This window comes from Pedobacter sp. KACC 23697 (genome assembly GCF_045348445.1).
Taxonomy (GTDB): Bacteria; Bacteroidota; Bacteroidia; order Sphingobacteriales; family Sphingobacteriaceae; genus Pedobacter.
Map to the genome: position 1 here is coordinate 4,614,025 of NZ_CP157485.1, position 15,264 is coordinate 4,629,288.

A 15,264-nucleotide genomic window follows, 5' to 3' on the forward strand; every position below is an offset into this window, starting at 1 on the left:
ATCCGTATTAATGAAAACAACTCTTAAAAATAATTTGCGTTTAGGCCTCGGCTTATCGCTAATTATTCTGTTTATCAGTTCCCTGGCCTCTTACATAAGTATTAGCAACCTGATTAAAAGTACCGAATTGGTTAAACGTAGCGATGAGGTGATTTTAAATGCAGAAAATATTATATCGTATTTAAAAGACGCAGAAACTGGCCAGCGGGGCTTTTTATTAACAGGGAATAAGGTTTTTTTAACGCCCTATTACGGTGCCAGCGATTCGGCGGCTGTGATCCTAAAAAAAGTAGAACTCGATACCAGGGATAACCGAATTCAGCAAAAAAATGTGGCGGCGCTTAAAAATATTCTTTTCAAAAGAATGGATATCATTAAATCAACTATAGAGATTAAAACTTTAGGGGGTGCCATTGATCCAACCGTATTATTTCAGGGTAAAATTTATATGGATGATGCCCGGGCCGTTGTGAGTAAAATGGTTGCAGAAGAGAAAAGATTACTGGAGAAAAGAACCAACGAATTAAACAAACTTACTTCTTACACGCCTATCCTGATTTTAATTGCAGCGGTTCTTGCCATTTTGATCACTTTGTTTTTTTATCGGAGGGTATCAATTGATTTTGATGAACGTGTTAAACTCCAGCAAGAAATTGAGGATAAAAAATACGAGATGGAGAAACGCATAGCGGCCATTAAAGAAATTGCCGTTCAGATATCTGATGGTAATTATGGTGTCAAGCTCGATAGCCAAAGCCGGGATGATATTGGCGAACTTTCCGAATCGTTAAATACCATGTCGGCATCACTAAAAAAATCTTTTGATATTTTAGAAGAGAATGAATGGTTGCAGACCGGCGTTGCTAACCTAAACGTGAAAATGGTTGGCGAAAAAGACGTTTTCCACCTGGCAGATGATATTGTTGAGTTTTTGGCCACCTATACCAAGAGCCAGATTGGTGCCATTTATTTATTTAAAGATGATGGATACCTGCATTTAAAAGGGCAGTACGCACTACATGGACAAAATTTAGCTAAAACCCTAGAACTTGGACAGGGTTTAATTGGGCAGGCAGTTAAATCAGGTAAGCCTATATTGTTGGAAGATGTTCCACAGAACGAACTAACCATTACGCATGCTACCGGGAATATTAAACCTGCACAGCTAATTGTGCTGCCTATTGTTAGAAACGAAATTTCCATCGGAGGTTTAGAATTGGGCACCGTCGGGAAATACAGCGATTTACAATTACATTTCTTAAACTTGATTTTATCTGATATCGGTACCGCTTTACTGGGTGCACAGAACAGGTTTAAATTACAACAATTGTTAGAAGAAACGCAGGCACAATCAGAAGAGTTGCAGGTTCAGCACAGCGAACTGGAAGGTTTAAATGCAGAACTTGAAGCGCAGGCACAGAAACTTCAGGCCAGCGAAGAAGAATTACGGGTGCAACAGGAAGAATTGTTGCAGAGTAATCAGGAACTTGAAGAAAGAAGTAGCTTATTAGAAGAAAAAAATGAACTGATCGAAGAACGCAATATTGAGATCCAGCAAAAAGCAGAAGCATTAGAACTGAGTACAAGGTATAAATCAGAGTTCTTGGCCAACATGTCGCATGAGTTAAGAACACCGCTCAATTCGATATTGTTGTTATCAAGATTGATGGCTGAAAATGAGGCCATAGATCCTGAACATCAGGAATACGCAGCGGTTATTCAAAGCTCTGGGCAAGGGCTTTTAAGTTTAATCGACGAAATTTTAGACCTTTCTAAAATTGAGGCGGGCAAAATGGAACTCGATCGTACAAATGTAAAAGTTGACGATATTATTTCCGGTATGCGTTCTTTGTTTAACCCTTTAGCTAAGGATAAGAACCTGAATTTCGTTATTGAAAAATCGGCGGGGGTTCCTGAATTTTTCCATACGGATAAAATGCGCCTGGAGCAGATCATTAAAAACCTGCTATCAAATGCCATTAAATTTACCACGGCAGGTTCGGTAACCCTAAATATTATTACAAATGAAAAATTAGGCGCACTGATATTTAAAGTTGCTGATACCGGTGTAGGTATTGCACCCGAAAAGCAGGGTATGATATTCGAAGCTTTTCAACAGGCCGATGGCTCTACACGCCGAAAGTTTGGTGGTACTGGCCTTGGACTTTCCATTAGCAGAGAGCTGGCTAAATTATTGGGCGGATACATTGATTTAAAAAGTGCAGAAGGCGAAGGAAGTGTTTTTACACTTACCCTGCCCATTGATAAAAATAAAGGCTTTGAAGGTGTAGTACCCCAAAAAGAACAGCCGGTGGTGGCTTTAGAAACCCCGTTAAAAAAAGTAAACCATTTAACGGTTGTAAATATTCCGCAAGAGATTGAGGATGACCGTGATCATATTGAGCCTGATGATAAAGTGATTTTAATTGTGGAAGATGATACCCCTTTTGCTAAAACACTTTTAGATTTTACCAGGAAAAGAAACTATAAAGGTTTGGTTGCTGTTCGCGGAGACGTAGGGATTGAAATGGCAAAAACGTTTAAACCACTTGCGATTTTACTTGATATCCAGCTGCCTGTTAAAGATGGCTGGCAGGTAATGGAGGAGTTGAAATCGGATCCTGCTACACGCCCAATCCCGGTACATATCATGTCTTCTTTACAGGTGAAGAAAGAAAGTTTGCTGAAAGGTGCGGTAGATTTTATCAATAAACCTTTTGCTTTTGAGCACATGCAAGAGATATTTTCAAAACTAGAGCATGCTTTAAGCCGTCATCCTAAAAAAGTGCTTATTGTAGAAGAAAATGAACAGCATGCCAAGGCGTTGAGTTATTTTCTGAGCAATTTTAATATCCAGACAGAAATTGTTAACCAGGTAAACGAAGGCGTTTCTGCCTTGCATAAGCCAGAGGTTAACTGTGTGATTCTGGATATGGGCATTCCGGATAAACACGCCTATGAAACACTTGAAGTGGTGAAGAAAACACCAGGCCTGGAGAATTTGCCGATCATTATTTTTACCGGTAAAAACCTGTCAAAAGGTGAGGAAAACCGGATCAAACAATATGCAGATTCGATCGTCGTTAAAACGGCACATTCTTACCAGCGTATTCTGGATGAAGCGGGCCTGTTCCTTCACTTGGTTGAAGAAAAAAGCAAGGAAAAAACCAAAACGCCTAAAAAGTTTTCCGAGCTGCAGGATGTATTGATTGGTAAAACAGTTCTGATCGCGGATGATGATGTGCGCAACATCTTCTCTTTAACCAAAATGTTAGAGCAGCACCAGATGAAAGTGGTAGCTGCCACAGATGGGAAAGAAGCCCTTAAGCTACTAAATGAAAATCCCGAAATTGATGTGGTTTTAATGGATATGATGATGCCTGAATTAGATGGTTACGAAACTACCACGGCCATCAGGCAGGATATCAAGTACCGCAGCCTGCCAATTTTGGCCGTTACCGCAAAGGCGATGATGGGCGATCGTGAAAAATGTATTGCTGCGGGTGCATCAGATTATATCAGTAAGCCTGTAGACATGGATCAGCTGATATCCTTATTAAGGGTTTGGTTATACGAAAATCATCATACATCTTAAACCATTATATTTTTATGCCTCAAAAATTAATTCTCATCATTGATGATGATAACCGAAACATTTTTGCTTTAAAAGCTGTTTTAAAGGCCAAAGGTTTTGATTGTTTATCTGCTATAAGTGCACAAGATGGTTTTTCTATTTTAGAAAAGCACGATCATGTTGCCGTTGTTTTAATGGATATGATGATGCCGGATATGGACGGTTATCAGGCTATGGCGGTCATGAAAAAATCAGATAAAATGAAGAACATACCTGTATTGGCCGTAACCGCCCAGGCCATGGTTGGCGATAAAGAGCGCTGCCTGAGCGCGGGGGCATCGGGGTATGTTTCGAAACCGATAAATGTTGATGAGTTATTAAAGCAAATTGAAAATTTTACAGAATAGCAGGTGATAAGTGATGTGATAGATAACGCGCAGGTAGAAATCCTGTTGAATGATGTTTTAGAAAATCACGGTTATGATTTTCTGGAGTATTCTCACGCATCGATTAAAAGAAGAATTATCCGCCTATACGGACTGGATAATTTTGTGAGTTTCGCCGAATTTCGTTATACGGTTAGAACAGATAAACAATACTTTAAGCGTTTTTTAGAAGAAATCACGGTTAATGTTACCGAAATGTTCCGCGATCCATCCTTTTATAAATCTTTACGGAATGATGTACTTCCTGTACTGGGTACTTATCCCTTTATCAGGATTTGGGTCGCAGGTTGCTCTACCGGAGAAGAAGCTTATTCGCTTGCCATTGTATTAAAAGAACTTAATTTGCTTCATAAGTCGCTCATTTATGCAACTGATATTAATCCATCGGTTTTAGAAAAGGCAAAAAAAGGTATGTTTCCTTTAACTTATTTAAAACAGTATTCCGAAAATTATCTGCAATCAGGTGGATTAAAAGATTTCTCTGCTTATTATACGGCTAACTACTCTTTGGCAAAATTTGATGAAAGTTTAAGCAGCAAGATGATCTTTTCTACACATAACCTGGTATCAGATCATTCTTTTAATGAGTTTCAACTGATTTTATGTAGAAATGTATTAATTTATTTTGATAAAGGGCTACAGCACAAAGTTTTCAACTTATTTGATAGTAGCATTGAGAAATTGGGCTATCTTGCTTTGGGAAGTAAAGAAAGTTTGGAATTTTGGCCAAAGGCGAGAGAATATAAAAGGGTTAAAATGGAGAAAATATGGCGCAAACTATAGGTTCTACATCATGTGAAGCATTAATTATTGGTGGCTCAGCCGGCAGTTTAGATGTTTTGCTCGAAATTTTTCCTGCCTTACGGAAAGATATTCATTTTCCTATTATAATAGTGGTTCACCGTAAGGCAAGTAACGAGTCTCTTTTAACCGATTTATTAAAATCGCGTACAACATTGGCCGTTGCTGAGGCAGATGAAAAGGAGTTTTTAATGCCGGGTAAAGTTTTTATTGCGCCCGCAGATTACCATACGCTGATAGAGGAAGACCAGAGTATATCTTTAGATTATTCTGAAAAAGTAAATTATTCCCGACCATCAATTGATGTTACCTTTCAATCTGCAGCTGAAGTTTTTAAAGAAAAATTAGTCTGTATTTTACTTTCAGGCTCCAATTCAGATGGTGTAGAAGGATTAAAATGCGTAAATATCTTTGGGGGTAGGGCGGTTGTACAGAATCCAAATACGGCCATAATGCCATATATGCCACAACAGGCGGTTCTGAATGTAATACCACATATCATAGTGGATAGCCACGATATGGCTGACTTTATAAATAAATTAAATGATTGATTTTTCGGAGGTTAATATGATAGTTACAAAAAAAGTATTTGTTTTTGATGATAATAGGGATATCCTTGATCTCTGTACATTTATTTTGGAAGATGCCGGGTATGAGATAAAAACATCCGAAAGTGCCAATAACATAGAAGAACAGGTTGCAGCCTATATGCCTGACCTAATTTTTATGGATAACTGGTTACCCGATCTGGGAGGGATACAAGCCACCAGAGCTTTAAAAAGCAATCCTGATTTAAAACATATTCCGGTAATTTATTTTTCGGCCAATAATGATATATCTTCATTGGCTGATGAAGCGGGTGCAGATAGTTACCTATCGAAACCGTTTGATATTGCTGCATTAGAAGAAATTGTTAAAAAGCATTTGAGTTAGTGCCATCTTATCACATGAACTCGATAATTGTTTTAGCAAACAACTGTTTTAAAAATGCCTGCCAGACCATTTCGTCATGCTGAATTCATTTCAGCATCTTTTTAGTCATGAAAAGACCCTGAAGTAGATTCATGGTGACGATCGCTTACATTAAAAAGCTGATAAAAGGTAATATTGCTGTCGAACTTAGAATTATAATATCCAACCGCCAAAATTGCTTAGCTATATATAGGTTTTAACACCCCTTAGCGTCCTCTGCATAAAAACTCAGCAGTCTTTGCGGTTAAACCAAATTTAAGCCTTACCCCAAATCCTGGTATTCAGATCCAGCTCCTTCACAATATCATACATAAACTTTATGGTAGAGATATCTTGATTTACAGTTTCGGGACTCAGTAAAGATTTAAATACCGGGGCTTCAAAATAATTCCGGTTTAAAGGGAAAGCGATATACATTCTTGATTCGATGAAGGATAAACTGATGTTATACTTGGTTTGCTGATTGAGGTTTAGTATCCGCTCCATCAGGGCAGGTGTAAGGATATACCTGGATTCGACCTGGTCTGAACCATAGGTTACAAAGGTCTTGTCAAATTCTACATTCTCCAGCTGGATAACGTCATTGTTGCCAAAAGAAAACAGGTTTTTTGAAAACCATGCACCAAAAGCTGCTCCGAAGTCTTTTGGCCTGACGATGGTTACGCCATTAAATTTCTTATTAAAATCGGCTGCGAAGAGGATCCCTCTAAAAATGTCGTGCCACGCTGTTCGGGTTCCGTCTTTTGTTTGGGTTACTGTTTTATATTCAGCATGTACTTCAGCGAAGTAAAACCGGGTTTTATCCGCACATCCCATTACTAAATCTTCTGTTTTGTAACGATCAGGCTCATTGTTAAACAACTGTGTGTACATAAACTCCGAAGCTTCAATTCCCTGATAGGGACTAATCGATAAACTTTCGTCTAAAAATTTAAGCGCAACACCAATTACATTGGTTTTGTAGGCATTTTGGTAAGCTGTTAAAGAATCGTTGATCTTAAATAATAGAACGCCGCCGTATATTAACGGGATTAAGCCAATAATTACACCAGGAACGGGAAGGCCCAATATGAAGCCTAGAATACAAATTAAAATACCGGCGGCAATAAAAATATAGCCTTTAGTTTGAGTGCCGGCAATTCTTGTGCGTTCTACCTCCATTGTAGCCAAAACTTGCTGTAAGGCTACATTATTTGCAATATCGAACAACATTAGTTATTGAAAAGTTCTTTTGCGCTAATGTTTTTACGTTCTTCTGCTGCGGTTTCTAAAACGGCTATTGGCTGAAAGTTCAGCATCCCGGCAAATAAACTGCCCGGAAACATCATAATTGAATTATTGTAATCGGTTACCGAAGCATTATAGGTTCTTCTGGCAGCGGCAATCTGTTCTTCACTCTCCGTCCAGGTAGTTTGCAGGTTAATAAAATTGGTGTTGGCCTTTAAATCAGGGTAATTTTCAACGTTTACCATTAATCCTCTGATATTGCTGCTTAATTGTGCATCCAAATCTGCTTTTTCAGCGTTACTGATATTTGGTGCGCCCGCTTTAGATCTCAGTTCAACTATTTTGGTCAAGGTTCCCTGCTCGTAAGTAGTGTATTGCTTTACTACTTCAACCAGGTTTGGAATAAGGTCGAACCGTTTTTTAAGCATTACATCAATGGCCGAGAAAGCATTTGCGACCTGGTTTTTCTTCCCGATAAGCGAGTTGTAAAAGAAAATCCCAATAAGAATAAATCCGATAATAATGAGGGCAATAATCATAATTTTAGTTTAAGGTTTAGCGCATAAAGATAAAAAAAGGTTACAACAATGTTATCGCTTTTCATTTTGCTCCCTTTCGCGTTTTATCCGACGTTCTAACCGCTTTTGTTTCCTTTTTAAATGATTGGCGCGCATGGCCTTAAAATTTGCGATATGTTCACGTACTTCACTCTGCTTTTCTTCGGTAATTCCTATACTATATTTTATACCGGTAAAAAGACCCTTCCAGATCATGTTGAAGAAAGAAGTATTGGATGGCCGGCTATAATTTACGGATACAGGTACCAGCTTGCCATCTGCCCCGGGGTTTTCTGATTTAATAATCAGGGCATTGGCTAAAAAAGAAAGAAAACCGCGTGTAACCAGATGATCTTTTTCAGGGTCGTTTTTCATCAGGGCAACAGAAAGGTCGTAATAAGAGAATGCTACCGTTCCTTTTGTGCCCAAATCGTTTGCCTTAAAATTGAATTTCAATTGATCTACATTGCCGCGGTTAATACGCACCAGACCCAGGGGTTTGGTAATCTGGTTTAAAATCCGTGCATTAAAATTGTGTAGAACGCCATGGTAGGAAAATGCACCATCTTTAGCGTTAAGGTTGAACATAAAATTCACATCAAGTTTCCCCTGGCCAAATAAATAAGTATTTAAGTTAACCTCCATTATCGGGTTTATGGCCTTAATATTATCAAGGTTAGTGGCATTTTTTATAATTCCAGAGGTGTTTTCAAAACTGATGCGCCCTCTTTGATTACTTTCACTATTAAAAACAGAATAGTTGATGTTTACATCTTTCAGCTGGATTTTCTGTACCAGGATAGGCGCATGAACAAGTTGCAAAAGCTGATGGGGAAATTTACCGATCTTATTTTCCTGAGGTTTGGTCGGCAGCCCGTTTTGGTTAAAAACCGATACTGAACCATTAGCTATGGCCATTTCCTTTGCCCAAAGCTCCTGTTTACTGATGTAAAGCGGCAAGTCTATGCCGTTGAGCATAATATCGCGCATGCCAATGTCAAAACGTTCCCTGGCATAACCTGCTACCTTGCCGAATTTCATTTCATCATATAATGGAACCAATGCAAAGCTATTTATCCTTAGTTTGCCCGTGGTAGCCCTAAAATCAAGCTGATCAAGCTTAATATCGTACATTTTATCTGGTGTGCGGTACACATAATTATTAAGGTTGATCACTATATCTTTCAGCAGGTAAAACCGGCTCGGATCATCTGCTGAGGTAGAATCAACCAGCAGATCGGTTAATGTAATATTAAGGTCGTCAATATCGAACGGGACTGAATGCGGTACATTTTTATTTATATATTTAAAGCTTACATCTTTAAATCGGATGGTTTTAATGCTAAACTCTTTCAGGTTTTTGGAAATGATATCGTATGGCGATTTAATGGGCCTTGGTGCACGTCCTTCATTAAAAGCAAATTGCCGATTAACCATCGTTACCTCAGGTTTATCAAATATGATTTCTTCCAACTGCAGTTTTTTTTCGCGGTACAAGGTTAACGGGTGGAAACGCTTCACCACCAGTTTTTTTAAAGAAACGGTATATAAATTATTTGGCGCTCTTTTTAAGGCGATAAGTTGCCTGAACCGATTGGTATCGGGCGTTATTTGGACATTCTGTAAAGTAGCATTTCCCGTAAAAACGTTCGTAGATACCTTGGTAAAGCTGATGGTATATAAACTATCTGTTGACTTATAGAGCAGTGTTTTAATCCTGTCCGTTAAAATAGGGCGTGACTTTACATTTAACAACCAGGCAATACCTGCAAGTACGATAAAAACACCGAGTAGTGTACACGCAATCCATTTAAGAACTTTATAACGGTATCTTTTAGTATCAGGCATTAAAAAATCAGAGATAGTGTTTTATCAGCAATATACGGTATAAACATATATTTGAAAAACGTAAGATCAATTTTTTTCTCTGCGTGCTTTTCTTGCCGCTTTTCTGTCGGCCCGTTTTTGTTCCCTTACTTTTTTTGCAATTACTTTTTGCTGTTTTACCGGATCCTTTTCAGGTACTATGCCAACACCTACAATATCTTTGATGCCCACAAAAACGGTTTTCCACATCAGGTTAAAAAAAGAGGCAGAATTAATCCTGGTATTCGTCATACTGGCTGTTCTCGGTGCTTCGTCTTTTTGCGGGTTTTCGTCTTTAACCAAAATGGTATTGGCCAGGAAAGATAAAAACCCTTTTTCCTTTGTTCCCTCGCCATCAATATTGTCTGATAGGAGTTTTACTTTCAGGTTCGTGTACAGCATATTCATCTTGCCCGTTGCAGATTTTAAATTTCCGTTGGCCTTAAAATCAATGTGCTGTATATTTCCGCTTTCTATTTCTACCAAACCCAGTGCTTTCGATAATGGATTTAGGTTTTTCATATCAAATTTGCCCAAACTGCCGCTATAGGTAAAAGCGCCATTGTTATCGGTCAGGTTAAAATCAATATTTACATTCAGCTTTCCGGTACCCATTAAAAGTGTATTTAAGTCTGCCAGTGCATGGTTCTTTTTGCGCAATTGCAAGCTATCATTGGTCACATTCAGAATATTTCCATGGAGTGCTTTAAAATTAACTGATCCGGTTTTTTTACTTGCAGGGTTAAACTCAGCATATTTAACATCAATGTTTTTAAGCTTTACCGTATCAATCAGAACAGGCATGTCCAATCTTTTCAGAGCCATATGTGGATAGTTCCGGCCTTTATCCAAACCCGGCGGTGGTGGGGATTCGCGGCTCATAAATACTTCAACATTGGCCGTCCCAATTTTTAACGATTTGGCATATAGTTTTTGGTCGGTATTTAAACCAATAAAATCTACTCCATTAAATTCTATTTGATCAAAGCTTAAATTGTAACGGTCTTTTTGGGTCTTGTATTTTCTTGCGAAAGTAAGTTCATTGTATAATGGTATAAGTTTAAATCCTTTAACGGTTATCTTTTTTGATGAGGTGGAACCTCTAAAGGTATCCACTTTCATGGTGTACATTTTGTCTTTTGTTACCGATTTATAACCCGCAATCTGAAATGATACGTCTTTTGTATAATAAAACCTGGTTGTATCATTACCTGAAAGCGAATCCAATAAAAAATCATTAATGTTAATATCCAGGTGTTTGATCGAGTTTTTGATTTTTTTTGAAATGGTTTTATTAATGTAATCGAAATCTGCATCTACAATTTTAATGCTTTTTACCTGTACTGATTTAAAGTTTTTCGAAAGCTGTTCATAAAGCGATTTTTCATCTTTCAGACTATCGGTTTTCTTGCTTACTTTATTAAAAAACATATTAATAGAGGGCTTTTGTAAAAGGATTTCATTTATCTCTATCCGTTTTTTAAAGTAGGCCGTAAGTATGCCAACACGGCTGATCTGTAATTTCTTTAACCTAAGTTCGAAAATATGGGCGGGTGCCAGTTGTTTTGTTTTCAAGCTATCAAAAACAGCCGTATCGGGTGTTAGGGTAACATCGCGCAGGGCCATGCTGCCTGTAACTACATTTAAGTTAATGCTTTTAAAATCTATCCGATATAAATGATGGGAGCCATTGTAAACACCAGTCTTAATTTTTTCGGTCAATATGGGCTTCCATCGGGCACTTAAAAACATCGCACCAAATGCTAAAATTAAAATCAATATGCCGAATATGCTTCCTATCCAGACCCAAATTTTCGTTTTATGCTGCGCTGTCATTTATTAGGGCTTATCGATACGTAACAGATGGGAACAAGAAAGGTTTTTTAGTTGCGAGGCAAAAGACCAAAGCGGAAAGACGAAAGCGTTACTATTGGGGGGGTGATTGTTAAAATTATTTTCAGGAGCGCAACGACAGGGTAAGTAACAGTGTTTATTCCTTTGCTTCGCTTATACGCTTTGGCCGTCGTGCCTCCTGGCCTGCAGGGTACCGCTTCGCCAAGGCCTAGGTTTTTAGGGCAGTGGGTTGTACCCTTCATAGTAGCAGAAGCAGTTGTAACCTAAACCGACCGTAGCGGGATGCCGCAATTTTTTCAATTGGGGCAGAAGCGGGGGCGGGGCTGCATCGACCCATTGGCACCGAAGCCTACGTTTCCAAAACATCTGACTCATTTTATAATTAGTAATTATTCATTTGGAGCGCAAGTGCAGTACAAGTAACAGTGTTTGATCCTTTGCTTCGCTTGTACGCTTCGGCCGTGCGTGGCTGATTCGCAACTACTTTTTTGAATAATATATTAATTGCCCATCAATTTTGATTAATTGGTGGGCATTTTGTTTTCTTATATTTTTTAGTTTACAAGGTGAAAATCGATGAATGTAAGCATCAATTGTGTTATCCCGCATAAAGTTTAGTGTGTCCATGCTGCTATAGTTGGTGTTGGCCAATATAGCCTCTACTTTCAGCCCATTTTCCTTCAGGTCAGCTACAGTCCGCTTTACCAGATCAGGAAGACACTGGCTATCTCGCCTTTCGGACAAGGTAGAATGCCAAGGCAGTTCTTCATCAAGGTCATAGGCTAGGAAGAACATAATATCCATTCTCACCCTTGATGTACTGATGATCTTTCTGTCGCTGGAAAGGTTTTTAAGATAGCCAACGAGCATCAACATCATAAAGACAACCGGGTCAATACTTTTCTGGCCTTCCCTGCCATAATATTTGGCAGTTGCCCTGTAAACAAAGTCAAGGTCGAGCGTGTCGTTTAGACGTTTATAAAAATTATGTGTGGGGATATGGTCTGAGAGTTGGAAACTGATGAAAAGCTTTTTCTGATAGTTCTTCTTGCCTTGCAGAGGTAAAATAATAAGTGTATGCCTGGTAATCAAATAATTAATGAATTATTCGATAATAATTCGCTACTTCTTCACCTGAAAAAATAACCTCCATAATAACCTAAAAGCCAATCCCAACCTGTACGCCAGTTCCTATCGATGCTGGCAGGTCATTTCCGAACCTGATGGGAAAAGGCATGGCAACGTACATATTGGCGTGCTTTCCTTTTACGAGCACCTGATTGACCACGGGTGTAAGTCCGAACCTGCCATTAGTCTCAAATGCTGCCCTTCCGATAAAGGTAAAGCCATGCTTGAAACGGAACATTGCTCCCGGATGGAAGAGAACAGAATTTACCTTTGAAATGCCATGTTCGGTCCTTATTGAGGGCACCACCTCAAAGCTTATCCCGAAATTATCGCTTTTAAGGATATTCATCCCAAAGGGGAAACCGATGAAATGGATGTCAGAGAAACTATCTGTAAAGCCGTGCCTGTTCCAGCTTCCAATGGGTTGGAGCACAGCGAAATATCCCGTTGTCCTTGGGTAGGGCTGTGGCTGCTGTGCATTTACTTTGAATAAAGTCCAAGTAAGGAATGAAACCGTAAGTACAATTGATCGGAGCCTGGTAGGCGTAAGTGTGCTGAACATGATGTGCGGGTTAAATAAATTTGATGATAAGTCCAAGGATGGCAGCGGCTCCTATGATATAGGGTTCCTGTAGTTTTTTGATGTAGACGAGTGCCAGCAATGCTGCGACTGCTATGAGTAAGGTCCAGGCATCAGTGATCGAGCGGATCGCTATGATAACAACCGACCCAACAAGGGCACCGATCACGGCAGCGGTTATGCCCTCCACAAATGCCTTTATACTCGTATTTTTTGCAATCCTTTTAAATGATGGAGCGAGGGCTACCGTAAAAAGATAACAGGGAAGGAAAGTGGCAGTTGCCGCAACGCATGCGCCCGGGAAGCCAGCCACAAGGTAGCCGATGAACGCCACGGTGATTACAACAGGGCCCGGGGTAATCATGGCCACAGCCACAGAGTCTACAAACTGGTGCTCGGTCAGCCAGCCGAATTCCTTTACCACGCCACCATGCAGGAAGGGTACGATGGCAAGTCCGCTACCGAAAACAAATGCCCCGGCCTTGGCAAAGAACCATCCTATTTCCTGGAGCGTCTTTCCATCATAGTTCCAAAACCCTGTTCCGAAAAATAGCCCTACCGAAAGTGTAGCTGGTTTTTTCATCCATCTTGGCGGTGCCTTGATTACCATGTAAGCGAGGCCGCAGGCAATGAACAACAGGATTTCCTCCCTTTGGGTAATGATGGTAATAACAATACCCATGATATAAAAAAGCCATAGCAGCCACTTGGATCTGATGGCGGACGGTTCAAGTTTGCTGATGGACTTAATGGTCAGCTTATAGGCGCTCATGGCAATGATACCTATTACCGCGGCACCTACACCATAGAATACAGCCTGCATCCAGGCGAGCCCGCCATATAGTTGATAGGCCATTCCAAGCAGTACAACCATGACAAAAGAAGGCAGCACAAAGGTAAGTCTGGTTAATGTTGCTCCCAAAAGGCCATGGTGCACAAAGCCAATGTAAACTCCAAGCTGGGCTGCAAGAGGACCTGGTGCCAACTGTGCAAGTGCAAGCCCCTCATTATATTCCTCGTCTGTCAACCACTTTTTATTTTCGACAAGGTCGCGTTGCATGTAGCCTACGAGTGCAACAGGCCCACCGAATCCCCAGGTTCCCAATTTCAGGAAGTAGATGGTAATCTCAGATAGCGAGTACGGCTTGGGCTGAATGTTTTCTTGTGCTGGGTTGTTCATGGGGCTGTGAAATTGTCCCACAATGTTCGGTATTACATTCCCTGGAGAATTGTACGGAATTGACTATTTTGTATCCTTTTTACCTTTGAGCAGATTTTTTCTGAATATGGATGGATTTTCTTCCATCTGCTTCTTGAATATCCTGTTAAAATGGCTCTGGTCGGAGAAACCTGTAAGATATGCGATTTCGGTGAGGGAGTATGTTGTATTCTGCATAAGGTTTACTGCTTTCTCGATACGCATCTTTCGGATATACTCTCCAAATGATAAGTTGTCGAAGTACTTGGAGAACTCTCTTGAAACGTAGGCAGGATTGATCTCCAACGATTCTGAAGCCTGCGAAAGACTGATGCTCATATTGGTGTCCATCTGGTCCTGGATCATCTCTTTCAGCTCCCTTGTCCACTGCGGGGCATTTTGTGAACTTGATTTCAGGTAGCGATTGTAAACATCGAGCAAAAGGTGCTCTACGGGAGACTGCGTATGCTTTTGGTCGTGAAGGTGCTTGGCCCATGTATAAAGGCCGTCATATATGGTCATTCCAATTTCCAACAGATCGTGGTCATCGGGGATGTTCCTTGAAAGCCCCAGAAAAATAGCAGACAGGCCGGGTGCCTGTGGGGCAAAATCGGGCCTGTCTGTATCTGCACCTCGGATGATGGCAGCCATCCTGTCCAGGGCCACATCCCTTATGTTGTGCTTTTTGAGGAAATAATCAAAGGTACACCTGTCATCGTAATGGCTGTATTCCACACCCGGAAGGTCAAACGGAATGGCACCGATCTTTTCGGCCTCGGCAATTACCCGTTCAAATTGAACGTAGATGATTTCTGCATCTGGATCAATGAACCTTTTAATCAGCCAGGGGCAGGCGATCCGGTCAATCTTTGGTCTTTCTCGGGTGATCCATTTCATTTTCTTTATCGAAGCTTAAGCGCTAAAGTTAACGAATGGAAGACAAATTCTATTTACGTTAAAGGATTTGAGTTGTGCAACAGCCACGTGCCTTCGGGCCAGCAGGGTACCGCTTCGCCAAGGGCTAGGTCGTTAAAGCAGTGGTCGTCCCTTTATATGAGCAG

13 protein-coding genes are annotated in these 15,264 nt (G+C 40.1%); 5 read left to right on the forward strand and 8 right to left on the reverse strand.

Annotation, left to right across the window (positions count from 1 at the left end; genetic code table 11):
- Window positions 1–10 precede the first annotated feature (10 nt).
- Genes ABEG20_RS18720 through ABEG20_RS18740 form a run of 5 tightly spaced genes read left to right on the forward strand, consistent with a single transcriptional unit; the run spans window position 11 to window position 5,754 of the window.
- Complete coding sequence (locus ABEG20_RS18720; RefSeq protein ID WP_406824764.1) at window positions 11–3,595, forward strand: response regulator; 3,585 nt, start codon at window positions 11–13, stop codon at window positions 3,593–3,595.
- Between the two features lie 14 nt (window positions 3,596–3,609).
- Window positions 3,610–3,981, forward strand: a complete 372-nt coding sequence (locus ABEG20_RS18725) for a two-component system response regulator (protein ID WP_406824765.1) — start codon at window positions 3,610–3,612, stop codon at window positions 3,979–3,981.
- Window positions 3,982–3,984: 3 nt separating this feature from the next.
- A complete protein-coding gene (locus tag ABEG20_RS18730) occupies window positions 3,985–4,803 on the forward strand; it encodes a CheR family methyltransferase (RefSeq protein WP_406824766.1) in 819 nt (272 codons plus the stop codon).
- Entirely contained in the window at window positions 4,788–5,372 is a 585-nt protein-coding gene (locus tag ABEG20_RS18735; RefSeq protein WP_406824767.1) for a chemotaxis protein CheB, read from the forward strand. Before ABEG20_RS18730 ends, ABEG20_RS18735 begins: the two co-directional genes overlap by 16 nt.
- A gap of 16 nt (window positions 5,373–5,388) precedes the next feature.
- Window positions 5,389–5,754 carry a response regulator gene (locus ABEG20_RS18740; RefSeq protein ID WP_265850599.1) on the forward strand — a complete coding sequence of 122 codons (366 nt, stop codon included), beginning with the start codon at window positions 5,389–5,391 and terminating at the stop codon, window positions 5,752–5,754.
- A 294-nt stretch (window positions 5,755–6,048) separates the two neighbouring features.
- Here ABEG20_RS18740 and ABEG20_RS18745 read toward each other — a convergent pair whose 3' ends face one another.
- From ABEG20_RS18745 to ABEG20_RS18780, 8 genes are all read right to left on the reverse strand, one after another.
- Window positions 6,049–7,005, reverse strand: a complete 957-nt coding sequence (locus ABEG20_RS18745; RefSeq protein ID WP_406824768.1) for a DUF3137 domain-containing protein — start codon at window positions 7,003–7,005, stop codon at window positions 6,049–6,051.
- Window positions 7,005–7,559, reverse strand: coding sequence for a LemA family protein (locus tag ABEG20_RS18750; protein ID WP_406824769.1), 555 nt, complete (start codon window positions 7,557–7,559; stop codon window positions 7,005–7,007). Before ABEG20_RS18750 ends, ABEG20_RS18745 begins: the two co-directional genes overlap by 1 nt.
- 51 nt (window positions 7,560–7,610) lie before the next feature.
- A complete protein-coding gene (locus ABEG20_RS18755) occupies window positions 7,611–9,425 on the reverse strand; it encodes a hypothetical protein (RefSeq protein WP_406824770.1) in 1,815 nt (604 codons plus the stop codon).
- A gap of 66 nt (window positions 9,426–9,491) precedes the next feature.
- On the reverse strand, window positions 9,492–11,279 hold the full coding sequence (locus ABEG20_RS18760) for a hypothetical protein (RefSeq protein ID WP_406824771.1): 1,788 nt from the start codon (window positions 11,277–11,279) through the stop codon (window positions 9,492–9,494).
- Between the two features lie 498 nt (window positions 11,280–11,777).
- The gene (locus ABEG20_RS18765; RefSeq protein WP_406824772.1) at window positions 11,778–12,389 is read right to left on the reverse strand and encodes a transposase; all 612 of its coding nucleotides are present in this window, start codon (window positions 12,387–12,389) and stop codon (window positions 11,778–11,780) included.
- Between the two features lie 67 nt (window positions 12,390–12,456).
- A complete protein-coding gene (locus tag ABEG20_RS18770) occupies window positions 12,457–12,987 on the reverse strand; it encodes a hypothetical protein (protein ID WP_406824773.1) in 531 nt (176 codons plus the stop codon).
- A 10-nt stretch (window positions 12,988–12,997) separates the two neighbouring features.
- Window positions 12,998–14,185, reverse strand: coding sequence for a chromate transporter (locus ABEG20_RS18775; RefSeq protein WP_406824774.1), 1,188 nt, complete (start codon window positions 14,183–14,185; stop codon window positions 12,998–13,000).
- Window positions 14,186–14,248: 63 nt separating this feature from the next.
- Window positions 14,249–15,100, reverse strand: a complete 852-nt coding sequence (locus ABEG20_RS18780) for a chromate resistance protein ChrB domain-containing protein (protein WP_406824775.1) — start codon at window positions 15,098–15,100, stop codon at window positions 14,249–14,251.
- Between the last annotated feature and the right edge of the window lie 164 nt (window positions 15,101–15,264).

What these genes read in the sequence shown, in the direction of transcription:
- ABEG20_RS18745 (WP_406824768.1), bottom strand. Translation starts at nt 7,005, where the DNA reads ATGTTGTTCGATATTGCAAATAATGTAGCCTTACAGCAAGTTTTGGCT.
- ABEG20_RS18760 (WP_406824771.1), bottom strand. Translation starts at nt 11,279, where the DNA reads ATGACAGCGCAGCATAAAACGAAAATTTGGGTCTGGATAGGAAGCATA.
- ABEG20_RS18720 (WP_406824764.1), top strand. Translation starts at nt 11, where the DNA reads ATGAAAACAACTCTTAAAAATAATTTGCGTTTAGGCCTCGGCTTATCG.
- ABEG20_RS18775 (WP_406824774.1), bottom strand. Translation starts at nt 14,185, where the DNA reads ATGAACAACCCAGCACAAGAAAACATTCAGCCCAAGCCGTACTCGCTA.
- ABEG20_RS18725 (WP_406824765.1), top strand. Translation starts at nt 3,610, where the DNA reads ATGCCTCAAAAATTAATTCTCATCATTGATGATGATAACCGAAACATT.
- ABEG20_RS18735 (WP_406824767.1), top strand. Translation starts at nt 4,788, where the DNA reads ATGGCGCAAACTATAGGTTCTACATCATGTGAAGCATTAATTATTGGT.
- ABEG20_RS18770 (WP_406824773.1), bottom strand. Translation starts at nt 12,987, where the DNA reads ATGTTCAGCACACTTACGCCTACCAGGCTCCGATCAATTGTACTTACG.
- ABEG20_RS18780 (WP_406824775.1), bottom strand. Translation starts at nt 15,100, where the DNA reads ATGAAATGGATCACCCGAGAAAGACCAAAGATTGACCGGATCGCCTGC.
- ABEG20_RS18755 (WP_406824770.1), bottom strand. Translation starts at nt 9,425, where the DNA reads ATGCCTGATACTAAAAGATACCGTTATAAAGTTCTTAAATGGATTGCG.
- ABEG20_RS18750 (WP_406824769.1), bottom strand. Translation starts at nt 7,559, where the DNA reads ATGATTATTGCCCTCATTATTATCGGATTTATTCTTATTGGGATTTTC.
- ABEG20_RS18740 (WP_265850599.1), top strand. Translation starts at nt 5,389, where the DNA reads ATGATAGTTACAAAAAAAGTATTTGTTTTTGATGATAATAGGGATATC.